This is a genomic window from Streptomyces sp. NPDC005393, assembly GCF_040606675.1.
Classification (GTDB): Bacteria; Actinomycetota; Actinomycetes; order Streptomycetales; family Streptomycetaceae; genus Streptomyces.
Map to the genome: position 1 here is coordinate 1 of NZ_JBEXFG010000049.1, position 26,268 is coordinate 26,268.

Consider the following 26,268-nt stretch of genomic DNA (forward strand, 5'->3'; position numbering starts at 1 on the left):
GGCCAGGAAGGCGTCGTTGAGCCCCTGTGCGCCGCCCATGCGCTGAATGATCTCGCGGGTCTGGTCGCTGTCGCCGAGGAAGTCGTCGGCGCCGTCACGGCCGCACCCCAGACCCCGCCGGGGGCGCGCCGCCAAGCCCCGCCGAGCCCCCGCCCCCGGGCCTCGGTCCTCAAGCGCCGGACGGGCTGGATTTCCGGCCCACGCCGGATAATCCAGCCCTGGCCAGGCGCGAAGGCCCAGCCAGGCGGGGCCCGTCCGGCGGCGCAGCGCCAGCCCAGGGGCCGACGAGGGCCCGGGCCCGGCCCGGGGCTGCAGCACCGAGCCGTACAGCCACCCGGCGGGCCGGGGGCGCAGCCCCCGAACGGGTCCGGGGCGAGGCTCCGGCGGGGGTCCGGGGGCCGGCGCCCACGACCCGCGCCCCGAGCCCGGCACCAAGGCCGCGATCTTCCACCAGGTGGTGGCGCTGGGCCCGGCCAAGGAGCTGTCGGCGATCACGCTGACCGCGCCATCGCCGTCGGGCACCGCGCGGGCGCATATCTTCGCGCTCTCGCTGGAGAAGAACACATCTCGCTTTCGCGCTCTCGCTGGAGAAGAACACATAAGGACCCATCCGCACACCATCGAACACACACCGCGCCGGCCGCCCCTCCTGGGGCGGCCGTTATCGCTCATGCGTGCAGCCGAGATGACAACTGAGAGAATTTGTTGGCACCCAGTGTCTTGCGGGGTGGCACAGCGTGCCATACCGTGAAGGTGTCCGGGCGGCCGGCGCGTTGGTCACCATCGCGCGTCGGCTGTCCCCGCAAAGAGCCGCTTTGCGCGCCCGGCACCGCCTGCGTCACCAGGCACCCGGCGCTACCCGCGCCGCATCGAGCACCATCTCCGCCGAACCGACGGCACCGCAGCAACACCCGTCACGAGCCCAGCGTTCCCTCAAGCGTCCCCAGACAGACGCTTCGCCGGAGGCACCGATGAACGAGATACTTGACGCGATCCTGGCGTCGGACACAGCACCCGAGGACTTCGCGGCACTGCGCATCCCCGAGTCGTACCGCGCGGTGACCGTGCGCAAGGACGAGGCCGAGATGTTCGCGGGCCTCACCACCCGGGAGAAGGACCCCCGCAAGTCGCTGCACGTGGACGAGGTGCCGGTGCCCGAACTGGGCCCCGGTGAGGCCCTGGTCGCCGTGATGGCCAGCTCGGTCAACTACAACTCGGTGTGGACCTCCATCTTCGAGCCGGTGTCGACCTTCAGCTTCCTGGAGCGGTACGGCAGGCTCTCCCCCCTGACCAAGCGGCACGACCTGCCGTACCACATCATCGGCTCCGACCTCGCGGGCGTCGTGCTGCGCACCGGACCGGGCGTCAACGCCTGGAAGCCGGGCGCCGAGGTCGTCGCGCACTGTCTGTCGGTGGAGCTGGAGAGCGCCGACGGCCACAACGACACCATGCTCGACCCCGAGCAGCGCATCTGGGGCTTCGAGACCAACTTCGGCGGGCTCGCCGAGATCGCCCTGGTCAAGACGAACCAGCTGATGCCCAAGCCCAAGCATCTGAGCTGGGAGGAGGCGGCCGCGCCCGGTCTGGTCAACTCCACCGCGTACCGGCAGCTGGTCTCCCGTAACGGCGCCGGGATGAAGCAGGGCGACAACGTCCTGATCTGGGGCGCGAGCGGTGGACTCGGCAGTTACGCCACGCAGTTCGCGCTCGCGGGCGGAGCGAACCCCATCTGCGTCGTCTCCTCGCCGCAGAAGGCCGAGATCTGCCGCAGGATGGGTGCCGAGGCGATCATCGACCGCACCGCCGAGGACTACAAGTTCTGGAAGGACGAGCACACCCAGGACCCGCGCGAGTGGAAGCGGCTCGGCAAGCGGATCCGCGAGCTGACCGGCGGCGAGGACGTGGACATCGTCTTCGAGCACCCGGGCCGGGAGACCTTCGGCGCGAGCGTGTACGTCACCCGTAAGGGCGGCACGATCGTCACCTGCGCGTCCACCTCCGGCTACAACCACGAGTACGACAACCGCTATCTGTGGATGTCGCTGAAGCGGATCGTCGGCTCGCACTTCGCCAACTACCGCGAGGCGTGGGAGGCCAACCGGCTCATCGCCAAGGGCAAGATCCACCCCACCCTCTCCAAGACCTACCGTCTCGGCGAGACCGGCCAGGCCGCGTACGACGTGCACCGCAACCTGCACCAGGGCAAGGTCGGCGTGCTGTGCCTGGCCCCCGAGGAGGGCATGGGCGTGCGCGACCAGGCGATGCGCGACCAGCACATCGACGCCATCAACCGCTTCCGGGATGCCTGATGAGTGGCGAACCCAACCCGAAGGACCGCCCGTGGCTGATGCGGACCTACGCCGGGCACTCCACAGCCGAGGCGTCCAACGAGCTGTACCGGCGCAATCTGGCCAAGGGCCAGACCGGGCTCTCGGTCGCCTTCGATCTCCCGACGCAGACCGGCTACGACCCGGACCACATCCTCGCGCGCGGTGAGGTGGGCCGGGTCGGGGTCCCGGTCTCGCACCTGGGTGATATGCGACGGCTGTTCCAGGACATCCCGCTGGAGCAGATGAACACGTCCATGACCATCAACGCGACGGCGATGTGGCTCCTGGCGCTCTATCAGGTCGTCGCGGAGGAGCACGGCGCCGACATCGGCAAGCTCCAGGGGACGACGCAGAACGACATCGTCAAGGAGTACCTCTCGCGCGGGACGCATGTCTTCCCGCCGGGGCCGAGTCTGCGGCTGACCACCGACATGATCGCGTACACGGTCCACCACATCCCCAAGTGGAACCCGATCAACATCTGCAGCTACCACCTGCAGGAGGCCGGGGCCACTCCGGTGCAGGAGATCGCGTACGCCATGTCGACGGCGATCGCCGTGCTGGACGCGGTGTTCGCGTCCGGCCAGGTCCCCGAGGACCGCAAGGGCGATGTGGTGGCCCGGATCTCCTTCTTCGTGAACGCGGGGGTCCGGTTCATCGAGGAGATGTGCAAGATGCGCGCCTTCGGCCACATCTGGGACCGCATCACCCGGGAGCGCTACGGCATCGAGAACCCCAAGCAGCGCCGCTTCCGCTACGGCGTCCAGGTCAACTCGCTCGGGCTGACCGAGGCCCAGCCGGAGAACAACGTCCAGCGCATCGTCCTGGAGATGCTGGCCGTGACCCTCTCCAAGGACGCCCGCGCCCGAGCCGTCCAGCTCCCGGCCTGGAACGAGGCGCTCGGTCTGCCGCGCCCCTGGGACCAGCAGTGGTCGCTCCGTATCCAGCAGGTCCTCGCCCATGAGAGCGATCTGCTGGAGTACGACGACATCTTCGAGGGCTCGCATGTGATCGAGGCCAAGGTCGCCGCGCTGGTCGAGGAGACCGAGGCCGAGATCGAGCGGATCCAGGAGATGGGCGGGGCCATGGCCGCCGTCGAGTCCGGCTATCTCAAGGCGCAGCTGGTGTCCTCGCACGCCGAGCGCAGGGCGCGGATCGAGGCCGGTCAGGAGAAGATCGTCGGCGTCAACTGCTACGAGTCCACCGAGCCGAATCCGCTCACCGCCGATCTCGACACCGCGATCATGACGGTGGACCCGGCGAACGAGGCGCGGGTGGTCTCGGCCCTCCACGCCTGGCGCGAGCGGCGCGAGGAGGGCCCGGCCCAGGAGGCCCTGACCGCGCTCCGCAAGGCCGCCGCGGGGACCGAGAACATGATGGCCGCGACCCTCGACTGCGCCCGCGCGGGCGTGACGACGGGCGAGTGGACCTGGGCGCTGCGCGATGTCTTCGGCGAGTTCCGCGCCCCCACCGGGGTCGGCGGCGCGCCGGTGGCCGTCGCCGCGGAGGCGGGCACGCTGCTCGCCTCCGTCCGCGAGAAGGTCGACAAGACCGCGGTCGAGCTGGGCGGCGGCAGGCTGCGGCTGCTGGTCGGCAAGCCGGGTCTGGACGGGCACAGCAACGGCGCCGAGCAGATCGCCGTACGGGCCAGGGACGCCGGCTTCGAGGTGGTCTACCAGGGGATCAGGCTCACCCCGGAGCAGATCGTCTCGGCGGCGGTCGCCGAGGATGTGCACTGCGTCGGCCTGTCCATCCTCTCCGGTTCGCATGCCGAGCTGGTGCCCGACGTCCTGGAGCGGCTGCGCGCCGCGGGCGCCCAGGACATGCCCGTCATCGTCGGCGGCATCATCCCGGCCGCGGACGCCGCCGCACTGCGCGCGGCGGGTGTCGCCGCCGTTTTCACCCCCAAGGACTTCGGTATCACCGAGATCATCGGCCGTATCGTCGATGAGATCCGTACCGCGAACACGCTCCCCCCTCTGGAGGTTCCCGCATGACCGCCCCCGACCGCGCCGACCGCCTGCGCCCCCGCCGCTCGTGCCTGGCCGTCCCCGGATCCAATCCGCGCTTTCTGGAGAAGGCCCAGGGGCTCCCGGCCGACCAGGTCTTCCTGGACCTGGAGGACGCATGCGCGCCACTGGCCAAGGAGGACGCCCGGCACACCATCGTCAAGGCGCTGAACGAGGGCGACTGGACCGGTAAGACCCGGGTGGTGCGGGTCAATGACTGGACCACCCACTGGACGTACCGGGACGTCATCACGGTCGTCGAGGGCGCGGGCCCGAACCTCGACTGCATCATGCTGCCGAAGGTGCAGGACGCACAGCAGATCATCGCGCTCGACCTGCTGCTCACCCAGATCGAGAAGACCATGGGCTTCGAGGTCGGGCGGATCGGCATCGAGGCGCAGATCGAGAACGCCAAGGGCCTGGTGAACGTCGACGAGATCGCCGCCGCCTCGCCGCGGCTGGAGACCATCATCTTCGGCCCGGCCGACTTCATGGCGTCCATCAACATGAAGTCGCTGGTCGTCGGCGAGCAGCCGCCCGGCTACCCGGCCGACGCCTACCACTACATCCTGATGCGGATCCTGATGGCCGCCCGCACCCATGACCTCCAGGCGATCGACGGCCCGTATCTGCAGATCAAGAACGTGGACGGCTACCGCGAGGTGGCCGGGCGGGCCGCGGCGCTCGGCTTCGACGGCAAGTGGGTGCTGCACCCGGGCCAGGTGGAGGCCGCCAATGAGGTCTTCTCCCCCTCGCAGGAGGACTACGACCACGCCGAGCTGATTCTGGACGCGTACGACTACTGCACCTCGGAGGCGGGCGGCAAGAAGGGCTCGGCGATGCTCGGCGACGAGATGATCGACGAGGCCAGCCGCAAGATGGCGCTGGTCATCGCGGGCAAGGGCCGCGCGGCCGGGATGGTCCGCACCTCTTCCTTCCAGGCTCCGGAGGCGTGAGAACGATGCAGTTCGGCCGTACCTACGAAGAGTTCACGGTGGGCGACGTCTATCGGCACTGGCCGGGGAAGACGGTCACCGAATACGACGACCACCTCTTCTGTCTGCTCACCATGAACCATCACCCGCTGCACATGGACAGCAACTACGCCGAGAAGACGACCGATTTCGGCAAGAACGTGGTGGTCGGGAACTACATCTACTCCCTCCTGCTGGGCATGTCGGTGCCGGATGTCTCCGGAAAGGCCATCGCCAACCTGGAGGTCGAGTCGCTGAAGCACGTCGCGCCGACCTTCCACGGCGACACGATCTACGGCGAGACGAAGGTCCTGGACAAGACGCCGTCGAAGTCCAAATCGGACCGGGGCATCGTGTATGTGGAGACCAAGGGCTACAAGCAGGACGGCACCCTGGTCTGTGTCTTCCGGCGCAAGGTGATGGTGCCGACGGCGACGTACATCAAGGAGCGCGGCGGCGAGCAGCCGGGCCGCCCGGAGCTGGGAGAGCACTGATATGAGCCGCCTCGCGCAGACCGAGGGACTGACCGACATCCAGCGGGAGATCCTGTCGACGGTCAGGGATTTTGTCGACAAGGAGATCCTGCCGGTCGCGACCGAGCTGGAACATCGCGATGAATATCCGACCGCGATCGTCGAGGGGCTGAAGGAGCTCGGCGTCTTCGGGCTGATGATCCCGGAGGAATACGGCGGTCTGGGTGAGTCACTGCTCACTTACGCACTGTGCGTGGAGGAGATCGCCCGCGGCTGGATGAGCGTGTCGGGCATCATCAACACGCACTTCATCGTGGCGTACATGCTGAAGCAGCACGGGACGCGGGAGCAGAAGGACTACTTCCTGCCCAAGATGGCGCTGGGCGAGATCCGGGGCGCCTTCTCGATGTCGGAACCGGCGCTTGGCTCGGATGTGTCCGCGATCACCAGCAAGGCGGTGCGGGACGGCGATGAGTACGTCCTGAACGGGCAGAAGATGTGGCTGACCAACGGCGGCACATCGACGCTGGTCGCGGTCCTGTGCCGGACCGACGCGGATGAGGGGCAGGAGGGCGCCGCCCCGCACAAGTCGATGACCACCTTCCTGCTCGAGAAGGAGCCGGGCTTCGGCGAGGTCCGGCCCGGACTGACCATCCCCGGCAAGATCGACAAGATGGGCTACAAGGGAGTCGACACCACCGAGCTCATCATGGACGGACTGCGCATTCCGGCAGATCGCGTACTCGGCGGTTCCACCAATCGCGGTTTTTACCAAATGATGGACGGAGTGGAGGTCGGCCGGGTCAATGTGGCCGCCCGCGGGTGTGGCGTGGCGCGTCGCGCTTTCGAGCTGGGCGTTGACTACGCACAGCAGCGGCATACCTTCGGGAAGCCGATCGCCCAGCACCAGGCCATCCAGTTCAAACTGGCCGAAATGGGAACAAAGGTCGAGGCGGCCCATGCGATGATGGTCAATGCGGCCCGTAAGAAGGACTCGGGCGCGCGCAACGACCTCGAGGCGGGAATGGCGAAGTACCTGGCGTCCGAGTACTGCAAGGAGGTCGTGGAGGACGCCTTCCGTATCCATGGCGGGTACGGGTTCTCCAAGGAATACGAGATCGAGCGCCTCTACCGCGAGGCACCGATGCTTCTCATCGGCGAAGGCACCGCTGAGATCCAGAAAATGATTATTGGACGACGGCTCCTGGAGGAATACCGAACCCAAGGCTGAACGTCCCTTTTGGGGTGGTATCCGAGAGAAGAAGGTCACACCGCGCCAAGGGTCTTCGGCCACCGACAGGCCCTGGCGCTTGCCCAGTTACCGCTCGCAACCGATACCATCCGGGAAAGCCGCCGTCCCCAAGTCTCGCGTCGCGGCATCCTCCGCTACGAAGGTCATCCATGCCCCACAGCCATTCCTCTGCACAACGCGGCCGCGTCCGCCTCGCGCGCGGAGCGTCGCCGTGGCTCCTCCCGACCGTTGCCACCGCGGCGGTCAGCCTTACTCGCGCCCGCCGCTCCGGACGCTGGGCGGCGGTCGCCGTGCCCGCCGCCGCGCTCGCGGCGGGCATGCTGTGGTTCTTCCGCGACCCCGAGAGAGAAATCACTCAGGGCCGTGTCATCTCCCCGGCCGACGGTGTGGTGCAGAGCATCATGCCGTGGAAGGACGGGCGCACCCGCGTCGCCATCTTCATGAGCCCGCTCAATGTCCACGTCAACCGCGCCCCGCTGGCCGGCACGGTGACCTCGGTCGAGCACATCCCGGGCGGCTTCGTTCCCGCGTTCAACAAGGAGAGCGAGAACAACGAGCGGGTCGTCTGGCACTTCGACACCGAGCTCGGCGACATCGAGATGGTTCAGATCGCCGGCGCCGTCGCCCGGCGTATCGTGCCCTATGTGCCGCAGGGCACGAAGGTCGAACAGGGTGAGCGGATCGGTCTCATCCGCTTCGGTTCGCGCGTCGACATCTACCTCCCCGAGGGTGTCGATGTCGCGGTCGAGGTCGGCCAGGCCACCACCGCGGGGGTGACTCGCCTTGACCGTGATTGATCCCGATACACAGGCCGCCTGGGTCCCCGAGGCCGAGGTGGACGCCGTCGACGAGGCGGACGACATGCCGCTGTCGACGCGACTGTCGATAGCCGACACGCTCACCCTCGGTAACGCCACCTGTGGCTTCCTGGCGGTGTACTTCACCACCACCGGCGTCCTCATCCCGCACCTCACGGGCAGCGAGGACGGCGGCATGACGCGGCACAGCGCCGCCTCGGCCGTCATGCTGATGCTGCTCGCGTCCGTCTTCGACCTCTTCGACGGGCTCGTCGCGCGGAAGCTGCGCAGCTCGGCGATGGGCGCGGAGCTGGACAACCTCTCCGACCTGATCAGCTTCGGGCTCGCCCCGGCGTACTTCGTGCTCGTGTGGGGCATGGTCGCCGACGACGCGTATCAGCGGGTGTCGGCGGTGGCCGCCATCGTGGTGCTGCTCGCGGTGGTGCTGCGACTCGCCAGATTCTCCTGCGTCACACTCCGTGACGGCGTCTTCCAGGGCATGCCGAGCCCCTTCGGTGCGCTGACCGTCGTCTCGGTCGTCCTGCTGGGTCTGCCCTTCGTGCCGACGCTGCTCGCGATCATCGGCGTGGCGTGGCTGATGGTGAGCCGCGTGGAGTACCCCAAGCCGCGCGGCCGGCTCGCGGTGGCCATGCTCGGCTGGATCGTGACCAGCATGGCCCTCCTGGCGGCCTGGGCCTTCGAGGCCCCCGGCGGCGAGCTGCTGCTCCAGTCGGCCTGCGCCCTGCAGGTCGTCCTGGCCGCGGTGATCCCCCTCTTCGCCACCGCCCGCCGGGTCAACGCCTTCCGTGACAACCGCCGCGAGGCGAGGGCGGCGCACCTGCCGTAGCGGCCTTCGGCCGCCTGTCCCCGGACGAAACGCCGTGGGGCCCGAGCTTCCCGCTCGGGCCCCACGGCGTTTTCTGGCTTACGGCTCCGGGGTACCGCTCACGGTCGCCGGGCGGCCGCCTCAACCAGGCGCCGGTCCAGCTCGGCATCCAGATCGGCCTCATCCGGCTTGCCGGGGCCGTAGCCGTTCCACTGCCGCAGCGCGGCACGGGCCTGCTCGGCGCGCTCGGCGGGGGTCAGCAGGGTGTTGGCGAGGCGGGCGAGATAGGCGCGCGGGGAGAGGCCCTCTGCAGCCTCGGCCACCCCGACGTCAGGCCAGGAAATCCGCCGCCAACCGCTCGGCGGCGCGTTCCAGCAACGGCCCGGCCTCGGCGATGCAGCGCGCCGCGTCCGGCTCCAGGTCCGTCAACGGATACGCACGGCGGATGCCCGCGTTGCCCAGGGCCGACGGGGAGAGGGCGAGGCGGCCGCAGACCGCCACCACCTCGATCCCGCGCGCTCGGGCGGCCGCCGCCACGCCCGCCGGGGCCTTGCCGTGGAGGGTCTGTTCGTCCAGGGAGCCCTCGCCCGTGATCACCAGGTCCGCGCCCTCCAGCGCGGCGGCGAAGCCGAGGACGTCGAGCATGACGTCGATGCCGGGGCGGAAGGCCGCGCCGAGGCCGATGAGGGCGCCGAAGCCGATGCCGCCCGCCGCGCCCGCGCCGGGCGCGAGGGCGTGTTCGGCGGCCCTGGAGCCCACCGCGCGCTCCAGGACGCGTACGTAGTGGGCGAGGGCGGCGTCCAGGGCCTCGACGTCGTCCTCGTTCGCCCCCTTCTGCGGGCCGTAGACCGCCGCCGCGCCCTTGGGGCCGGTGAGCGGGTTGTCGACGTCGCTTGCCAGGACGATCCCGGTGTCCGCGAGCCGGGGGTCGAGGCCGGACAGATCCGCCGTGGCCAGGTCGCGCAGCGGTCCGCCGCCCGGGGCCACGGGCGTGCCGTCGGCCCGCAGGAGGCGCGCGCCGAGTGCGCTGAGCATGCCCGCCCCGCCGTCGGTCGTGGCGCTGCCGCCGACGCCGAAGACGATCGTGCGGGCGCCCGCGTCGAGCGCCGCGCGCAGCAGCTCGCCGCTGCCGTACGTGGTCGCGGTGAGCGGTGCGAACACCCCGTCCGGCAGATGGCGCAGCCCGGACGCCTCGGCCATCTCCACCACGGCCGTGGACTCGCGCAGCGCGTACGCCGCCGTCACCGGGGCGCCCAGCGGCCCGGTGACCCGTACCTCGCGCCGTTCGAACCCGGCCGCGACCGCCGCGTCCACCGTGCCGTCACCGCCGTCGGCCACGGGCAGCGCCTCGATGCACAGCCGGGCGCCACCGTCGGGGGCGCCCCGTCGCAGCCCGGCCGTCACCCGCTCGGCGACCTGTGCGGCCGTGAGTGAGCCCTTGAACTTGTCCGCGGCGATGAGCACGCGGACCGGCGGCCTCGCCTGGCCCTCCGCCCATGTCCTCGGCTCTGCCTTCCCCGTGTTCGTCACCGTGGTAACCCCTTGCTTTCGAACAGGCAGTCGCGCCGCTGTGACCCTATCCGGCGTATGCGCCCTTGCCCACTACCGCTTTCCCGAGCGCCGCCGCGCCGACTCCGGTACACCTGACGCATGGGGCTCAGCGCGAGCGCACTCGCGGACCGGATCCACGGCGGCTGGCTCGGCCGTATCGCCGGGAACATGCTCGGCAAACCCGTGGAGCGCGGCGAACACTGGACCCGCGACCGCATCGACCGCTATCTGCGCCGCGCCGACGCCCTGCCGCTGACCGACTACCTCCCGGTGCTGGAGCCGCCGCCGGACCCGGTGGAGTTCGATCTGCGCCCCGAGTGGCAGGAGTGCACCCGCGGCCGGATCCACGGCAGCTGCCGCGACGACGATGTGGACTACTCCATCCTCGGGCTGCATCTCCTGGAGACGCACGGCTTCGACTTCACCACCGAGCAGGTCGGCGAGGTGTGGCTGCTGCGCCTGCCGTATCTGCAGACCTTCACCGCCGAGCGGGCCGCGTACCGCAATCTCGCGACCGGGGTGAAGCCGCCGCTCAGCGCGACCCTCGACAATCCGTACCAGGAGTGGATCGGCGCCCTGATCCGCGCCGACATCCACGGCTGGGTCAACCCGGGCGATCCGCGCCGGGCCGCCGCGATGGCCCGCCGCGACGCCGTCCTCTCGCACACCGGCAACGGCGTGTACGGGGCGATGTGGGCGGCCGCGCTGATCGCCGCCGCGTTCACGGCGGACGGCCCGCGCGATGCCATCGAGACGGCCCTGGAGCGGATCCCGCCGCGCTGCCGCCTCGCCCGTACGGTGCGCCGCGTCGCCTCCCTGCACGAGGCCGGGGTGGACTGGGCGGACGCGCTCGACCAGACGGAACGGGAGACGACCCGACTGCCGTGGATCCATGTCGTCCCCAACGCCGCCGTCCTCACGGCCGGGCTCCTCTACGGCGCGGGCGACTTCACCTCGACCATCGCACTGACCGTACGCGGCGGCCTCGACACGGACTCCAACGGCGCGACGGCCGGATCCGTCGCGGGCGTCCTGTGCGGGGCCGCGGCCATCCCGCCGCAGTGGACCGACCCCCTGGAGGACCGGGTGCGCAGCGCCGTCTTCGGCTTCGACGGCGCGAGCATCAGCGACCTGGCGGCGCGTACGCACCGGCTGGCGGTGGCGGCAGGTCCTTAGCCGCGCGCGACAGCCGCGCGCGACGTACCGTACGAACCGCGCCGAGCCGTCACGCCCCACGGCGAGGCCGGGCGGCGTCACATCCTGGGAATCCGCACCCTGACTATTTCGTTCAGTGACGGCAACCCACCGCGAGGGGGAACCTCCACCGGGGCCACTGCCGGCAGACGGATTTTGTCACCGAGCGGCTCACCGGCGGCGCCCAGCACCTCGTAGGTGGCGGGCCCGCCCTTGGCCGCCGACTTGGTCATGACCTGCGCGAACATCTGCCCGCGGTGCGGGTCGGCCCAGATGGTGAAGTCGCGCACGCCCTCCTTTCGGGCGGTGCGGTACTCGGCCGGGCCGCCGCCGGGAGCGTACCGCCGCTCGGGGAAGGCCAGGATAAACGCGTTCGCCGCCGTCCACGCCCTGTGCGTACGCTCGCCGCATGAGCAGCGAGACGACCCACCGGCCCCTGGTGGCGATCCTGAGCGGGGCGGGCATCTCCACGGATTCCGGGATCCCCGACTACCGCGGTCCGCAGGGCCTGTGGCGGCGGGATCCCGAGGCCGAGAAGCTCGTGACGTACGACTACTACATGACCGACCCGGAGATCCGCCGCCGCTCATGGCGGATGCGGCGGGACAGCAAGGCCCTGCGCGCCCGGCCCAACGGCGCGCACGAGGCCGTGGCCCGACTGGAGCGCTCCGGCGTCCCGGTCCGCGTGATCACCCAGAACGTCGACGGGCTCCACCAGCTCGCCGGGCTGCCCGCCCGCAAGGTGCTCGAGCTCCACGGCACGGCACGGGCCGTCCAGTGCACCCAATGCCATGTGCGCTCCGGCATGGAGGAGGCGCTGGAGCGGGTCGCGGCGGGCGACCCGGATCCGGCGTGCCGGGAGTGCGGCGGGATCCTGAAGTCGGCGACGGTGATGTTCGGGGAGAGCCTCGACTCCGAGGTGCTGACCGAGGCGGTCGCCGTGGCGCAGGCGTGCGAGATCTTCATCGCGGTCGGCACCAGCCTCCAGGTCCAGCCCGCGGCCTCCCTCGCCGGGATGGCTGCCGAGCACGGCGCCCGCCTGATCATCGTCAACGCCGAGCCGACGCCGTACGACGAGCTCGCGGACGAGGTCGTCCGCGAGTCCATCGGCACGGCGCTGCCGGCGCTGCTGGACCGGATCGCGGCGGGCGGCTGAGTCACCGTCCGGCGGTCCAGAATTCGGCGAGCCCGAGGAGCGCCGCGTCGCGGCTCTCGAAGTCGAGCAGTTGCCGCTTGCGGCCGAGGCCGCCGCCGTAGCCGGTGAGGCTGCCGGTCGAGCCGACGACGCGGTGGCAGGGGACGATGATGCCGACCGGGTTCTTGCCGTTGGCCAGGCCGACGGCGCGGGAGGCGGTGGGCTGTCCGATCCGGTCGGCCAGCCGGCCGTACGAGAGCGTCTCGCCGTACGGGATGCGGCGCAGCTCGGCCCAGACGCGGCGCTGGAAGGGTGTGCCGGTCAGCTGGAGCGGCACGTCGAAGTCGGTCAGCTCGCCCGCGAAGTAGGAGTCGAGCTGGCGGATGGTCTCGGCGAAGGGCGCCTCGTCGGGGGCGCCGGGGGTGCCGAAGGTCTCCTGGGGCGGGCGGTGGCGCTGGTCGGTCATGTACAGGCCGCTCAGGGCGCCGTCGGTGGCCACGAGGGTGAGCGGGCCGACCGGGCTGTCGACGACGGTGTGAAGGCGGTTCATGGGCGGAGTCTCCTGGTGGGTCAGGCCGCCGGCAGGCGGTTGATGGCGTGCGCGCCGTCGGTCGCCCAAAGGTATTGGACGGCGTACGCGCGCCAGGGCCGCCAGCGGGCGGAGTGGCGGGTGAGGGCCCCGGGCGTGGCGGGCAGGTCCAGCTCGGCGGCGGCCCGCCGCACTCCGAGGTCGGTCGGTATGAAGGCGTCCGGGTCGCCGAGCGCGCGCATCGCGATCAGCTCGACGGTCCACGGCCCGAGCCCCGGCAGCGCGGTCAGGCTCGCGCGGGCGTCCTCCCAGTCGCTGCCGACGCCGAGTGCGACCCGGCCCTCGGCGAGCGCGTCGACCAGTCCGGTGAGGGTGGTGCGGCGGGTGCGCGGCATGGCCAGCGCTTCGGGGTCCAGACCGGCCAGGGCCCGGACGGACGGGAAGAGGTGGGTCAGTCCGCCCGCCGGGTCCTCCACCGGCTCGCCGTGCGCGGTCACCAGGCGCTTCGCGAGGGTACGGGCCGCCGCCGTGGACACCTGCTGCCCGAGCACGGCGCGCACCGCGAACTCCTCGGCGTCCACCGTGCGCGGCACCCGCCGCCCCGGCGCCTTGTCCACCAGTGGGGCCAGTCGGAGGTCCGTACGCAGCAGATCGTCCACGGCGGCCGGGTCCGCGTCGAGGTCCAGCAGCCGCCGGCACCGGCTGATCGCCCCGGCCAGATCGCGCAGATCGGCGAGGGAGAGCTGACAGGCGATGTGGTCGGGGCGCGGGCTCAACGCGACGACCCCGGGCCCGTACGGCAGCCGCAGCGTCCGCCGGTAGGCCCCGTCGCGCCACTCCTCGACACCCGGGACCGCGGTGGCGGCCAGATGCCCGAAGAGGTTGTCCGGGCACAGCGGCGCCCGGAAGGGCAGCCGCAGCGTCAGCGCCCCCGGCACACTGGTCTGTGGACCTCCCCGGGCCCGCTGCCGCAGCTCGGTCGGCGAGAGCGCGAAGACCTCCCGTACGGTCTCGTTGAACGCGCGGATGCTGGCGAACCCCGCCGCGAAGGCGATGTCCCCCATCGGCAGCCCGCTCGTCTCGATCAGCAGCCGCGCGGTCTGCGCCCGCTGCGCCCGCGCGAGCGCGAGCGGGCCCGCGCCGAGCTCGGCGAGCAGCTGCCGCTCGATCTGCCGGGTGCTGTACCCCAGCCGGGCCGCCAGCCCCGGCACCCCGTCCCGGTCCACCACCCCGTCGGCGATCAGCCGCATCGCCCGCGCCACGAGATCGGCCCGCTCATTCCACTGCGGGGAGCCGGGGCTGGCGTCGGGCCGGCACCGCTTGCAGGCCCGGAACCCCGCCTGCTGCGCGGCCGCCGCACTCGGATAGAACCGCATGTTCTCGGGCTTGGGCCCCACGACCGGGCAGCTCGGACGGCAGTAGATCCCAGTTGTCACGACGGCGATGAAGAACCATCCGTCGAAGCGGGCGTCCTTCGCCTGAGCGGCCCGTAGGCACCGGTCGGTGTCGGTGTACATGGCTCAAGCATCCGACAGTGGACGGGGCAGATCTCGCGGGAATCCGACATCGACGTTCGAGCGGGGCGACTGGGCGCGGCCCCTGCGGGTGGGGGCGCCCCTGCATCGGGGTGCGGCGCCGTCTCGCGCCTTCGGCGCCTTTGAGCTGCGGCGGGGGTGGGGGCGGGCCCGGCGCCGTCGCCGACCGACGGGACCGTGTCCGGCGCGCGACCCAGCGGGGCTGATCATGGGTGCTTGTCTGCGGCGCCTTGTGCAGGAGCGGGGGTGCCCGCCCGGGCCGCGTCGCCGTCCGCCGGGCTACCTCCCGTTAAAACGCTTGACCAGATAGTTGCGCCAGATCAAGTGTTTTTTTGGGGGGCACCGGGGCCCGGCGACGGCGCCGCACATCAGACACGCAGGGCCGGTCCCGCCAAACGGCGCTCAGGTGCGTGAGCCCGCAGTCGGCATCGGCGCCGGGCCCGCCCCCACCCGGCGCCGATGCTCCGAGGCGCCGAAGGCGCGAGATGACGCCCGCGCGTGGCCACTCGGACAACAACACCACGCACCGTTCCCCCCCCCGGCCCCACCCCGGCCCCCCACCTCGCAGGGGATGTTGGGGCAAACAGGGAGACCGGCGGCCCGGCGATCGGCATCATGGGGACGTGACGGACTACGCCGAGTTCCCGCTTCCCGATGGCACCCCCGTACGTCTGGAGCTGGCCCCCGTGGCCACCGCCACCGCCCCCGCGAACGGCACGGGCGAGGGCGGAACGGGCCCGGGGCTGCCCGGGGGGATCGGGGGTGTGACGCCGGTGTCGCGGGCGCCGAGGAGCGCGGCGGTGCTGGCCGCCGAGGGGTTGCGGGCCGTATTGCGGCCATTGGGGCCGCTGTTGCAGGAGGTGCACGACGCGGTGTCCGCCGCCGCGAATCCGCCCGATGAGATCCAGGTGCAGTTCGGGGTGCAGGTCGGCCAGGACCTCAAGCTCGGGATCGTCGGGGCCAACGGCCAGGCGAGCCTGACCATTTCGGCCACCTGGCAGCTGTCGGGTCCGCGTACGGCCTGACCGCCCCCGTCACCAGCCGGCCGGGTGAGAGCTACGGCACACGCCCCCGGGGCGCGGCTCGGGGTGTCCCCGGGACGCCCTATGGTGTACGGCATGTCTTCCGCCTCCGCCTCCGGCTCCGGTTCCGGCTCCGCAGAACTGATCCGCATCGTCTCCCGCTCCTCCCCCATGGCCCTGGCACAGGTCGAGCGGGTCCGTACCGAGCTCGCCGCGCTGCGTCCGGGGATCCGTACGGAGGTCGTGCCGGTCACGACGTCGGGTGACCGCTGGATGGGCGATCTGTCGGCGCTCGGCGGCAAGGGGGCGTTCACCAAGGAGGTGGACGCCGCGCTGCTGGCGGGCGAGGCCGATCTGGCCGTGCACTGCATCAAGGACGTGCCCGCCGACCGGCCGCTGCCCGCGGGCACGGTCTTCGCCGCATACCTCAAGCGGGACGACATCCGCGACGCCGTGATCCATCCCGAGGGGCTGACCCTCGATCAGATGCCGGAGGGGTCCCGGATCGGCACCTCCTCGGTCCGGCGCATCGCCCAACTCGCCATCTCACACCCGCATGTGCACTGCGTGCCGATGCGCGGCAACGCCAACCGCCGGCTGGAGAAGCTGGACGCGGGCGAGGCCGACGCGCTGCTGCTCGCCGTCTCCGGGCTCGAGCGGATCGGGCGTACGGACCGGATCAGCGAGATCCTTCCCGTCGACTCGATGTGCCCGCCGATCGGAGCGGGGGTGCTCGGGCTGCAGTGCCGTGAGGACGACACCGCGACCATCGAGGCGGTCTCCGGGCTCGGCGACGCCGACACCTGGAAGGAGATCTCCGCGGAGCGGATGCTGCTGCACGTCCTGCAGGGGCACTGCAACTCCCCCATCGCGGGCTACGCCAAGGCCGAGCGCGACGGCCGGCTCTCGCTCCGCGCCCGGGTCTTCAGCCCGGACGGGAAGACGGTGCTGGACGCACACGAGTGGGCGGGCCCGCTGGACCCGGCCACACTCGGTACGTCGGTGGCGGTGGCGCTGCTGCGCCAGGGCGCCCGCGAGGTGATCGACACCATCCCGCACTAGGGACGTAGGTGGATCAGCGGAAAGTCCGCCCGCATGCGCCGGCAGAGCGGGTACGGGTCCGCCGCGGACTCCGGAGAGAGGATGTCGGGCGCCTCGGGGGTGGCGGTCACACCCTCAAGGCCAGGCCGCCAAGGGCCGGCGAAGCCAGACCGGGCGCACCGTCCCCGCCGCCACTACCGCCCCCGCAGCCGCCGCCACACCGCCCGCGCCGCATGGTGCCCCGACATCCCGTGGACGCCCGGCCCCGGCGGGGTGGCCGAGGAGCACAGGAAGACCGCCGGATGGGCCGTCGCGTACGGGACGCGGGCGAGCTTGGGCCGTATGACGGCCTGGATGCCCTCGAAGGCACCGCAGGCGATGTCGCCGTCGACATAGTTGGCGTTGCGCGCGGCGAGCTCGGGCGGTCCGGCCACCGCGCGGGCGAGCACCAGATCGCGGAAGCCGGGCGCGAAGCGCTCGATCTGCCGCTCGATGACGTCCGTGGCGTCGCCCTTCCAGCCGCGGGGCACATGACCGTAGGCCCAGAAGGTGTGCTTGCCCTCCGGGGCGCGGGACGGGTCGAGCAGGGTCGGCTGGGAGGTGATCAGGAAGGGGCGGGACGGGTCGCGGCCCTCAACCGCGGCCCGCAGCGCCGCGGCGATCTCGCCCGAGGTCGGGCCGATATGGACGGTGCCCGCCTGCCGGGCGGCCGGCGCGGTCCACGGCACCGGGCCGGACATCGCGTAGTCGATTTTGAAGGTGCCGGCCCCGTACCGGTAGTGGCGGTACGCGTTGCCGAGCCCGGCGATACGGGCGAGCGCATGCGGTGAGGTGTCGAAGACATACGCCCGCGCGGGCGGCAGCTCATCGAGCCGCTTGACCTCCGTGCCGACGTGGATCGTCCCGCCCTGCTCCCGCAGATACGAGCCGAGCGCGTCCACGATCGACTGGGAGCCGCCGCGCGGAATCGGCCAGCCGACCTCATGCGCCGCGAGCGCGAAGATCAGGGCGGGGCCGCTGGTGGCCAGGCCGCTCGGGGGCGCGATGGCGTGCCCGGCGAGCCCGGCGAACAGGGCGCGCGCCTTCTCGTCACGGAAGCGCAGCCGGCCGGCGAGCAGCGTGACCGGCTGGAGGGCGTGCAGTCCGAAACGGACCCAGGTGACCGGGTCGCGCGGCACGCCGTCCCACTGGGTGCGCAGCACATCCGGCGCGAAGGTGGCCCACTTCCCCAGGTACGGGGCGATGAGCCGCCGGTACGTACCGGCGTCGCGCGGCCCGAGCGACATCGCCGTCTCGCCGACCGAGCGGGCGAGCACCGCGGCCGTGCCGTCCGGGAAGGGGTGGGCCAGCGGCAGCTCGGGGTGGAGCCACTCCAGGCCGTGCCGGGCCAGCGGCATCCGGTCGAAGGCCGGGGAGCCGACGGCGAGCGGGTGCACGGCGGAGCAGGGGTCGTGCCGGAATCCGGGGAGCGTCAGCTCCTCGGTGCGCGCGCCGCCGCCGATCGTGTCGGCGGCCTCGAAGATCTCCACCGAGCAGCCGCGGCGGGCGAGTTCGACGGCCGCGGTCAGCCCATTCGGCCCGGCACCCACCACAACCGCGTCGAGCATGGACGGCACGTCGGCCTCCTCATCCTTGAGGATCAGTGGAACGATCAGCCGGCGGCGGCCAGCAGGCCCAGGATATGCCGAACGGTCTCCTCGTCCCGCGCCGCTGTGAAAGGAAGCGCGTTACCTCCGGCGATCCGGAACGGCTCGCCGCTGAGCGTCGCGTTCGCACCGCCCGCCTCCGCGACCAGCAGCAGCCCGGCGGCGTGGTCCCAGGCGTTCTCCCAGGTGAAGGCAATCGCGTCGAGCTCCCCGCGGGCCACATGGAGATATTCGAGACCGGCCGAGCCGCAGGGTCGCGGCACAACCCCCGTCGTCCGCAGCCCGGACAGGGCGCGCTTCTCCCTGTCGGTGGTGAAGTCGAAGTGGGAGACGGCAACTTCGAGGACCTTGCCGGGGGCCGGGGAGCCGGCGCGGATCGGCTCGCCGTTCAGCAGCGCGCCCTGGCCGCGGCGGGCGATGGCCATCAAGTCGAGCGCCGGGGCGAAGGTCCAGGAGGCGAGCAGCTCACCGCGGTGCGCGAGGGTGACGAGCGTGGAGAAGCCCGGATTGCCGTGGACGAACTGCCGGGTGCCGTCGACCGGGTCGACGATCCATACGGGTGCGTCGCCGCCGAGGTGGGCCAGGTCGGACGGATCGGCGTGCACCCCCTCCTCGCCCACCACGGCCGAGCCGGGCAGCAGGGCGGTGAGCGAGGCGGCCAGATGCTCCTCGGCCCGCCGGTCGGCGGTGGTCACCAGGTCGTGCGGGCCCTTCTTCTCAACGATCTCGTGGCTGGCGAGCTGCCGGAAGCGCGGCATGATCTCATCTGCGGCCGCCTTGCGGACCGCCTCCTCCACCTCGGAGAGATCACCGGCGAAAAATTGATCGATCATGCGTTCATCGAACCATGTCTCTCCGACAGCCGGTGACCTGGCGACGGCCGGACGGTGTCATCGACGTGAACCCCCTCAAGGGGCGGGGGCGACCGCACCGCGCCGTGTCCGCCGCCCTGGCCGCCCTGACCGTGGCGGCCCGTACGCCGTACGGGCCGCCACGGTCAGGGTCCCGGCACGCGCTCCGCGCCCTGGGGTGGCCCGGGCGGCCGGGGGTCCTGTCGGTTATCCCCGACTCGGCGCCGCCCGGCCCCGGGCAGCATCAGCGCCGTGTAGAGGACGAGGGACGCCCCGAGCCCGACCGCCCAGCCGTAGTCGGCCAGCGGCTGGAGGAAGGGGATCAGCCCGTCCTCCGGGAAGGGGCCCTTGCCGGGCCGGGAGTACGAGCCGCCCACCGCGAGCACACCGCCGACCGCGAAGGCGGCGACCGCCCGCCAGTTCCAGCCGGAGGCGTACCAGTAGCGGCCGCCCGGCCGGTAGAGGTCGGCGAGGTCGAGCACGGTACGGCGGATGATCCAGTAGTCAGCGATCAGCACGCCCGCGACCGTGCCGAGCAGTCCGCCGACGACGCCGAGCCAGGTGAAGATGTACAGCTCGGGGGTGGAGGTGAGCTTCCAGGGGAAGATCACCACGCCGACGATGCCGGTGATCAGCGCCCCGGTACGGAAGTTGATGAATTTCGGTGCGAGATTGGCAAGGTCGTACGCGGGCGAGACCACATTGGCCGCGATATTGACCGAGACGGTCGCGATCAGCACCGTGACCAGCGCGAAGAGCAGGCCGAAGACATTGTCGGTCTTCCCCGCGAGCGCCACCGGATCCCAGACCGGCTCGCCGTAGACGGCCTCCGAGCCGGAGGTGACGAAGACGGAGAGCAGCGCGAAGGCGGTCATGGTGGTGGGCAGGCCCAGCGTCTGGCCCCACACCTGGGCCCGCTGGCCCGCGCCGAAGCGGGTGAAGTCGGGGATGTTCAGCGAAAGGGTGGCCCAGAAACCGATCATGCCCATGAGGGAGGGGAAGAAGACCGGCCAGAAGTCACTGCCCCAGCCGAGCTTGGAGGGCTGATCGAGCAGCGAGCCGAAGCCGCCCGCCTTGATGGATATCCAGACCAGCAGCACGACGGCGCCGACGAGAACGAAGGGCGCCGCCCAGTTCTCGAACCGCCGCAGGGTCTCCATGCCCCGGTAGATGATGGCCAGTTCGAGGACCCAGAAGACGAGGAAGCACAGCCACAGGGTCCAGGGGTAGCCGCCGACCTCCCCGGCCTTCTCCCAGCTGCCGCCGAAGACCTTGCCCAGCAGGATGTAGATGCCCTGGCCGCCGATCCAGGTCTGGATGCCGAACCAGGCGCAGGCCACGGCCGCGCGGATCAGCGCGGGGAGGTTGGCCCCGCGCAGCCCGAAGGAGGCGCGGGCCAGCACGGGAAAGGGGATGCCGTACTTGGGTCCGGCGTGGCCGGTGAGCAGCATCGGCAGCAGCACGATGAGGTTGGCGAGGGCGATGGTGAAGACGGCCTGTTTCCAGTCCATGCCGAGCGCGACGAGGCCGGAGGCGAGGGTCCAGGAGGGGATGTTGTGGGCCATGCCGATCCACAGCGCGGTGAAGTTGTAGGTGGTCCAGCGGCGTTCGGCCACCGGCACCGGGCGCAGATCGGCGTTGCTGAAGCGGTGGTCGGCCGGCGCCGGGCCCGCTGGGAGCTCGACCCGGCCGTCGGGGCGGGTGAGCTGCGCCGGGGGCAGGCTGCTGTCGGGGGACGGTCTGGAGGGCACGGGGTGGGTCATGAGCAGGCCATTCGTTTCACGGGGGATGGGAAGTCCGTGCGGGTGCGGGGCGTGCCGCCGCAACAGTGCCGGGGGGGGCGGGAAGGGTCGGGAGCACGGCACCCGGCGCGGGCGGGCCCACGGGTCCGGTCCGGCGCCGGATGCCGTGATCGTCGTGGTCCGGCGTCGGGCCGGCTCAGCCGGCGAGCGCGGGGATGATCCGCTCGCCGTACGCGTCGATGGTGGACTCCTTGGCGTCGTGCATCGCGTAGACGGCGAACTGGTCGACGCCCAGCGCGCGCAGCCGCTCCAGCTTCTCGATATGCGCCTCGGCCGGGCCGAGCAGACAGAAGCGGTCCACGATCTCGTCGGGTACGAAGGCGGTGTCGGGGTTTCCGGTCCGGCCGTGGTGGCTGTAGTCGTAGCCGTCCCGCTCGTTGATGTACGCGGTCAGGGACTCGGGGACGGCGCCGGAGTGCTCGCCGTAGCGGGAGACCAGATCGGCGACGTGGTTGCCGACCATCCCGCCGAACCAGCGGCACTGCTCACGGGCGTGGTCGAGGTCGTCGCCCACATACGCGGGCGCGGCGACGCAGATGGTGACCGCGTCCGGATCGCGCCCGGCCTCGGCGGCGGCCGTCCGTACCGCCTTGACCATCCACTCCGTCAGAAAGGGGTCCGCGAGCTGCAGAATGAAGCCGTCGGCCTTCTGCCCGGTCAGCGCGAGCGCCTTGGGTCCGTACGCCGCCATCCAGACGGGCAGCCGGCCGTTCTTGATCCAGGGGATGCGTACCGGATTGCCGTCGACGACCGCCTCCCGCCCCTCCGCCAGATCGCGGATGGTCTCGATGGCCTCGCCGAGCCGGGCGAGGGTGTTGGGCTGACGGCCCGCCACCCGCATCGCGGAGTCGCCGCGGCCGATGCCGCAGATGGTCCGGTTGCCGTACATGTCGTTGAGGGTGGCGAAGGTGGAGGCGGTCACCTCCCAGGTTCGGGTGCCCGGGTTGGTGACCATCGGGCCGACGATCAGCCGTTCGGTGTGCTCAAGGATGCGGCTGTGGATGACGAACGGCTCCTGCCACAGCACGACGGAGTCGAAGGTCCAGCCGTAGTCGAAGCCGCTGTTCTCGGCGCGGCGCATCAGCTCGACGACGCCCGACGCGGGTGGATCGGTCTGCAGGACGAGTCCGAAGTCCATGCTCGCTCCCAGGCTCAGGTGAGGTACTGACAGGTGTCGCGCGGGACGTACCGGCCGTGCCCCGCACGCCCCGTGTACTGCCGCTGGTCAATGACGGTGACGCCGCGCGACAGCACGGTCTCGACCTGCCCGGTGATCTGCTTGCCCTCGTACGCCGAGTAGTCGACGTTCATATGGTGGGTCTCGGCGGAGATGGTCTGCTCGGCCCGCGGATCGTAGATGACGATGTCGGCGTCGGCGCCCGGGGCGATGGTGCCCTTCTTCGGGTACAGGCCGAACATCCGGGCCGGGGTCGCGCAGGCGATCTCGATCCAGCGGCGGCGGGAGATACGGCCCTCCACGACGGCCTGATGGAGGAGGTCCATCCGGTTCTCCACGCCCGGCATCCCGTTGGGGATCTTGGAGAAGTCGCCACGGCCAAGCTCCTTCTGCCCGGTGAAGCAGAACGGACAGTGGTCGGTGGAGACGACCTGGAGGTCGTTGGTGCGCAGCCCCCGCCACAGCGCCGCCTGGTGCTCACGCGGGCGCAGCGGTGTGGAGCAGACGTACTTGGCGCCCTCGAAATCCGGCTCGGCGAGGTTGTCCGTGGACAGGAAGAGATACTGCGGACAGGTCTCGCCGAAGACGGGCAACCCCTTGTCACGGGCCTGGGTCAGCTCCGCGACGGCCTCCTCGGCCGATACATGGACGACGTACAGCGGGGCTCCGGCCACCCGGGAGAGCTGGATGGCGCGGTGGGTCGCCTCGGCCTCCAGCAGCGCCTTGCGGACCTCGCCGTGGTAGCGGGGGTCGGTCCTGCCCTCGGCGAGGGCCTGTTCGACCAGGACGTCGATGGCGATGCCGTTCTCGGCGTGCATCATGATCAGCCCGCCGTTGGCGGCGCCGCGCTGCATGGCGCGCAGGATCTGGCCGTCGTCGCTGTAAAAAACCCCTGGATAGGCCATGAACAGCTTGAACGACGTCACGCCGTCGTCCACGAGGAGATCCATCTCTTTCAGGGAGCTCTCGTTGACGTCGGAGAGGATCATATGGAAGGCGTAGTCGATCGCGCAGTTGCCGGCCGCCTTGAGATGCCAGGCGTCAAGACCCTCGCGCAGGGCATGGCCCACCGTCTGGATCGCGAAGTCCACGATGGTGGTCGTCCCGCCCCAGGCCGCCGCCCGGGTGCCGGTCTCGAAGGTGTCGGCGGCGAAGGTGCCGCCGAACGGCATCTCCATATGGGTGTGCGGATCAACCCCGCCCGGGATGACGTACCTCCCGGCCGCGTCGATCGTACGGTCGGCGCTCCAGCCACGGGCGCAGTCGCTGTCGGACGCGGCGAGGGCGGCGACCTTGCCGTCCTCGATGAGGACATCGGCGTGGGTCTCTTCGGCGGCGGTGATGACGAGCCCGCCGCGGATCACGGTACGGGGCATCAGCCCGCGCTCCTTCCGGACTGGGTGGCCTTCAGGGCGGCTTCGAGGATCTCCGCTCCCTCCTCCGCCTCGGCGACGGTGAGGCTCAGCGGCGGGGCGATGCGCAGCACGCTGCTGTTGTGGCCGCCGCCCTTGCCGATCAGCAACCCGCCTTCGCGGGCGGCCTCCAGCACGGCGGACGCGGCCTCGGGGGACGCCTGGTCGGTGCCCGGCTCGACCAGCTCGATGCCGATCATCAGCCCCCGGCCGCGTACCTCGCGCACGGCGTCCAGACCGGCGGACGCGGCGCGCAGCCGCTCGATGAGCAGCCCGCCGACGCGGCGTGCGTTGCCCTGGAGGTCGTGTTCGACCAGGTGGGTGAGGTTGGCGAGCCCGGCGGCCATGGTGATGGGGCTGCCGCCGAAGGTGGAGATGGAGTTGGCGCCCAGGCAGTTCATGACGTCCGCGCGGGCGACGACACCGCCGATCGACATGCCGTTGCCGATGCCCTTGGCGAAGGTGAGGATGTCGGGCGGCCCGGAGCCGTCATGGGCCTGCCAGCCCCAGAAGTGGTCGCCGGTACGGCCCCAGCCTGTCTGCACCTCGTCGGTGATCCACAGAATGCCGTGCCGGTCGAGCACCTCGCGGAAGGCGGCGAACAGCCCGTCGGGCGGGGAGGTGAAGCCGCCGACGCCCTGGATCGGCTCGGCGATCAGCGCCGCGACATTGCCGTGCGCCTGGCCGAGGACGTCCTCGAGGTCGGCCACGCACGCGCCGATGAACTCGGCGTCGGTGAGATCGGCGAACGGGCCGCGGACGCGCACCCCGCCGTGCACGTACAGCGTCTGCAGCGGGGACAGACTCGTCGGCGACCAGGAGCGGTTCCCGGTGATGCCGACGGCCGAGAAGGACCGCCCGTGGTAGCTGTTGCGCATCGCCAGGATCTGGTTGGAGCGGCGGTACGTGGTGGCGAGCAGCAGGGCCGTGTCATTGGCCTCGGTGCCGGAGGTGGTGAAGAAGACCCGCGCGTCCGGGATGCCGGACAGGACGGCGACGCGCTCGGCCAGGTCGACCATCGGCCGGTCGAGATAGAGCGTGGAGCTGTGCAGGATGCGCCCCGCCTGCTCGCTGATCGCCTTGGTGACCTCGGGGAGGGCATGGGCGGTCATGGTGGTGAGGATGCCGCCGAAGAAGTCGAGATAGCGATTGCCGTCGGCGTCCCAGACGTGACGTCCCTCGCCATGCGTGATCTCGATGGGGCGCTGGTAGTACAGGGCGAGCCAGTCCGGGAGGACGGCCTGGTGGCGCTCGTGGAGCTGCTCGCTGGTCACGGCTTCACCAGCCCCTCGTAGGCGTCGGGGCGTCGGTCGCGGTAGAAGGCCCACTGCTGGCGCACCTCGTCGATCAGACCGAAGTCGAGGTCGCGGACGATCAGCTCCTCCTTCTTGTCACTGGCGACCTCGCCGACGAACTGGCCCCGCGGGTCGACGAAGTAGCTGGTGCCGTAGAAGTCGTTGTCGCCGTACTCCTCCACGCCCACACGGTTGATCGCGGCAATGAAGTACTCATTGGCGACCGCCGCCGCCGGCTGTTCCAGCTGCCACAGATACGCGGACAGACCACGGGAGGTGGCCGAGGGGTTGTAGACCAGGTGCGCGCCGGCCAGCCCCAGCTCGCGCCAGCCCTCCGGGAAGTGACGGTCGTAGCAGATATAGACGCCGACCTTGCCGACGGCGGTGTCGAACACCGGCCAGCCCATGTTGCCCGGCTTGAAGTAGTACTTCTCCCAGAACCCCTTGACCTGGGGGATGTGGTGCTTGCGGTACTTGCCCAGATAGCTGCCGTCCGCGTCGATCACGGCGGCGGTGTTGTAGTAGAAGCCGGACTGCTCGACCTCGTAGACCGGCACCACGATCACCATCCCGGTCTCCCGGGCCAGCGCCTGCATCCGCTGCACCGTCGGCCCATCCGGCACCGGCTCCGCCCACCGGTAGTGCTCCGCCTCCTGCACTTGGCAGAAGTACGGGGCGTTGAACACCTCCTGGAAGCCGATCACCTTGGCGCCCTGGGCGGCCGCCTGCCGGGCGTGCTCCTCATGCTTAGCGATCATCGATTCGGTGTCGCCGGTCCAGGTGGCCTGGACGAGGGCGGCTCGTACGACGTTGGCCATGATCAGCTCCTTCACAGTAGTGCTCCGGGGGCGTGCCCCGTCGTCAACCTGTGTCTACGCACGTAGAATCCAGCCGTGGTGAAAACGTAGAAGCGCACTGACCACTCTGGCAATACCGCCGCCGTTACTCAACGAAGACGATCACGTTTCCTGTTTTCTCAGGCCGCGGAGGTGTGGACGACCGGGGTGCGGTTGGGGTGTGCCGGGTGGATGACCCGGTGGGTGAGTGCGGGTTTTGTCTCGCGCGCTGCGGTGCCGTCGCCGTCCAGCGGCCTGGTTGGCGGGCGTGGTCTGTGCGCCGCTGGGGCGTGCCCCGGTGAGCGAGCGCGGGCATCGTGTCGCGCCTTCGGCGATGGGAGCATGAGGCGGGTAGGGGCCTCACCGCGCCGTCGCCGGCCACCGGTTCGCTGGGGCGGACGTGGTCTGAGCGCCGCTGGGGCGTGCCCCGGTGAGCGAGCGCGGGCATCGTGTCACGCCTTCGGCGATGGGAGCATGAGGCGGGCAGGGGCCTCACCGCGCCGTCGCCGGCCACCGGTTCGCTGGGGCGGACGTGGTCTGAGCGCCGCTGGGGCGTGCCCCGGTGAGCGAGCGCGGGCATC

The 26,268-nt window shown here is 71.0% G+C and carries 23 protein-coding genes; 11 read left to right on the forward strand and 12 right to left on the reverse strand.

Annotated elements, in window-relative coordinates:
• Positions 1 to 971 precede the first annotated feature (971 nt).
• The 7 genes from ccrA to pssA all read left to right on the forward strand — a co-directional run bounded on the left by ccrA (position 972) and on the right by pssA (position 8,682).
• The gene (ccrA, locus tag ABZS71_RS29355) at positions 972 to 2,309 is read left to right on the forward strand and encodes a crotonyl-CoA carboxylase/reductase (RefSeq protein ID WP_356214923.1); all 1,338 of its coding nucleotides are present in this window, start codon (positions 972 to 974) and stop codon (positions 2,307 to 2,309) included.
• A complete protein-coding gene (locus tag ABZS71_RS29360; RefSeq protein ID WP_356214925.1) occupies positions 2,309 to 4,327 on the forward strand; it encodes a protein meaA in 2,019 nt (672 codons plus the stop codon). The genes ccrA and ABZS71_RS29360 overlap by 1 nt, the downstream gene beginning before the upstream one ends.
• Complete coding sequence (locus ABZS71_RS29365) at positions 4,324 to 5,295, forward strand: CoA ester lyase (protein ID WP_356214927.1); 972 nt, start codon at positions 4,324 to 4,326, stop codon at positions 5,293 to 5,295. The genes ABZS71_RS29360 and ABZS71_RS29365 overlap by 4 nt, the downstream gene beginning before the upstream one ends.
• A 5-nt stretch (positions 5,296 to 5,300) precedes the next feature.
• Complete coding sequence (locus ABZS71_RS29370) at positions 5,301 to 5,807, forward strand: MaoC family dehydratase (RefSeq protein WP_355853615.1); 507 nt, start codon at positions 5,301 to 5,303, stop codon at positions 5,805 to 5,807.
• Between the two features lies 1 nt (position 5,808).
• Positions 5,809 to 7,017: an acyl-CoA dehydrogenase family protein gene (locus ABZS71_RS29375; RefSeq protein ID WP_356214929.1), complete on the forward strand. Its 1,209-nt coding sequence runs from the start codon at positions 5,809 to 5,811 to the stop codon at positions 7,015 to 7,017.
• A 170-nt stretch (positions 7,018 to 7,187) separates the two neighbouring features.
• The gene (locus ABZS71_RS29380) at positions 7,188 to 7,835 is read left to right on the forward strand and encodes a phosphatidylserine decarboxylase (protein ID WP_355853582.1); all 648 of its coding nucleotides are present in this window, start codon (positions 7,188 to 7,190) and stop codon (positions 7,833 to 7,835) included.
• A complete protein-coding gene (pssA, locus tag ABZS71_RS29385; protein ID WP_356214932.1) occupies positions 7,822 to 8,682 on the forward strand; it encodes a CDP-diacylglycerol--serine O-phosphatidyltransferase in 861 nt (286 codons plus the stop codon). The genes ABZS71_RS29380 and pssA overlap by 14 nt, the downstream gene beginning before the upstream one ends.
• A gap of 98 nt (positions 8,683 to 8,780) precedes the next feature.
• On the opposite strand, the gene ABZS71_RS29390 is transcribed toward pssA, so the two are convergent.
• Both ABZS71_RS29390 and ABZS71_RS29395 read right to left on the reverse strand, forming a co-directional pair.
• Entirely contained in the window at positions 8,781 to 9,005 is a 225-nt protein-coding gene (locus tag ABZS71_RS29390) for a hypothetical protein (protein ID WP_356214965.1), read from the reverse strand.
• Entirely contained in the window at positions 8,992 to 10,125 is a 1,134-nt protein-coding gene (locus tag ABZS71_RS29395) for a glycerate kinase (RefSeq protein WP_356214967.1), read from the reverse strand. The genes ABZS71_RS29390 and ABZS71_RS29395 overlap by 14 nt, the downstream gene beginning before the upstream one ends.
• 186 nt (positions 10,126 to 10,311) lie before the next feature.
• On the opposite strand from ABZS71_RS29395, the gene ABZS71_RS29400 reads away from it, so the two are divergent.
• Entirely contained in the window at positions 10,312 to 11,388 is a 1,077-nt protein-coding gene (locus tag ABZS71_RS29400) for an ADP-ribosylglycohydrolase family protein (protein ID WP_356214934.1), read from the forward strand.
• A 77-nt stretch (positions 11,389 to 11,465) separates the two neighbouring features.
• Here the strand turns inward: ABZS71_RS29400 and ABZS71_RS29405 are convergent, their stop codons facing one another.
• Positions 11,466 to 11,696, reverse strand: a complete 231-nt coding sequence (locus ABZS71_RS29405) for a hypothetical protein (RefSeq protein WP_356214936.1) — start codon at positions 11,694 to 11,696, stop codon at positions 11,466 to 11,468.
• 119 nt (positions 11,697 to 11,815) lie between these two features.
• Between ABZS71_RS29405 and ABZS71_RS29410 the strand changes: the two genes are divergently transcribed.
• Positions 11,816 to 12,562: a Sir2 family NAD-dependent protein deacetylase gene (locus ABZS71_RS29410; RefSeq protein ID WP_355853570.1), complete on the forward strand. Its 747-nt coding sequence runs from the start codon at positions 11,816 to 11,818 to the stop codon at positions 12,560 to 12,562.
• A 1-nt stretch (position 12,563) separates the two neighbouring features.
• Here the strand turns inward: ABZS71_RS29410 and ABZS71_RS29415 are convergent, their stop codons facing one another.
• On the reverse strand, positions 12,564 to 13,091 hold the full coding sequence (locus ABZS71_RS29415) for a methylated-DNA--[protein]-cysteine S-methyltransferase (protein WP_356214938.1): 528 nt from the start codon (positions 13,089 to 13,091) through the stop codon (positions 12,564 to 12,566).
• A 20-nt stretch (positions 13,092 to 13,111) separates the two neighbouring features.
• Positions 13,112 to 14,587 carry a DNA-3-methyladenine glycosylase 2 family protein gene (locus ABZS71_RS29420; protein ID WP_356214940.1) on the reverse strand — a complete coding sequence of 492 codons (1,476 nt, stop codon included), beginning with the start codon at positions 14,585 to 14,587 and terminating at the stop codon, positions 13,112 to 13,114.
• A 641-nt stretch (positions 14,588 to 15,228) separates the two neighbouring features.
• On the opposite strand from ABZS71_RS29420, the gene ABZS71_RS29425 reads away from it, so the two are divergent.
• Positions 15,229 to 15,630, forward strand: a complete 402-nt coding sequence (locus tag ABZS71_RS29425; protein ID WP_355853561.1) for a CU044_2847 family protein — start codon at positions 15,229 to 15,231, stop codon at positions 15,628 to 15,630.
• 93 nt (positions 15,631 to 15,723) lie between these two features.
• Positions 15,724 to 16,689 carry a hydroxymethylbilane synthase gene (gene hemC / locus ABZS71_RS29430; protein WP_355853558.1) on the forward strand — a complete coding sequence of 322 codons (966 nt, stop codon included), beginning with the start codon at positions 15,724 to 15,726 and terminating at the stop codon, positions 16,687 to 16,689.
• A gap of 173 nt (positions 16,690 to 16,862) precedes the next feature.
• Here hemC and ABZS71_RS29435 read toward each other — a convergent pair whose 3' ends face one another.
• From ABZS71_RS29435 to ABZS71_RS29465, 7 genes are all read right to left on the reverse strand, one after another.
• Complete coding sequence (locus tag ABZS71_RS29435) at positions 16,863 to 18,275, reverse strand: NAD(P)/FAD-dependent oxidoreductase (protein WP_355853606.1); 1,413 nt, start codon at positions 18,273 to 18,275, stop codon at positions 16,863 to 16,865.
• Positions 18,276 to 18,319: 44 nt separating this feature from the next.
• A complete protein-coding gene (locus ABZS71_RS29440; RefSeq protein ID WP_356214942.1) occupies positions 18,320 to 19,147 on the reverse strand; it encodes an inositol monophosphatase family protein in 828 nt (275 codons plus the stop codon).
• Between the two features lie 164 nt (positions 19,148 to 19,311).
• A complete protein-coding gene (locus ABZS71_RS29445) occupies positions 19,312 to 20,928 on the reverse strand; it encodes an NCS1 family nucleobase:cation symporter-1 (protein WP_356214944.1) in 1,617 nt (538 codons plus the stop codon).
• A gap of 175 nt (positions 20,929 to 21,103) precedes the next feature.
• Positions 21,104 to 22,105, reverse strand: a complete 1,002-nt coding sequence (locus tag ABZS71_RS29450; protein WP_356214946.1) for a TIGR03842 family LLM class F420-dependent oxidoreductase — start codon at positions 22,103 to 22,105, stop codon at positions 21,104 to 21,106.
• 14 nt (positions 22,106 to 22,119) lie between these two features.
• Positions 22,120 to 23,523 carry a dihydropyrimidinase gene (hydA, locus tag ABZS71_RS29455; RefSeq protein WP_355853603.1) on the reverse strand — a complete coding sequence of 468 codons (1,404 nt, stop codon included), beginning with the start codon at positions 23,521 to 23,523 and terminating at the stop codon, positions 22,120 to 22,122.
• A complete protein-coding gene (locus ABZS71_RS29460) occupies positions 23,520 to 24,830 on the reverse strand; it encodes an aspartate aminotransferase family protein (RefSeq protein ID WP_356214948.1) in 1,311 nt (436 codons plus the stop codon). The genes hydA and ABZS71_RS29460 overlap by 4 nt, the downstream gene beginning before the upstream one ends.
• The gene (locus tag ABZS71_RS29465) at positions 24,827 to 25,669 is read right to left on the reverse strand and encodes a nitrilase-related carbon-nitrogen hydrolase (protein WP_355853543.1); all 843 of its coding nucleotides are present in this window, start codon (positions 25,667 to 25,669) and stop codon (positions 24,827 to 24,829) included. Before ABZS71_RS29465 ends, ABZS71_RS29460 begins: the two co-directional genes overlap by 4 nt.
• Positions 25,670 to 26,268 lie beyond the last annotated feature (599 nt).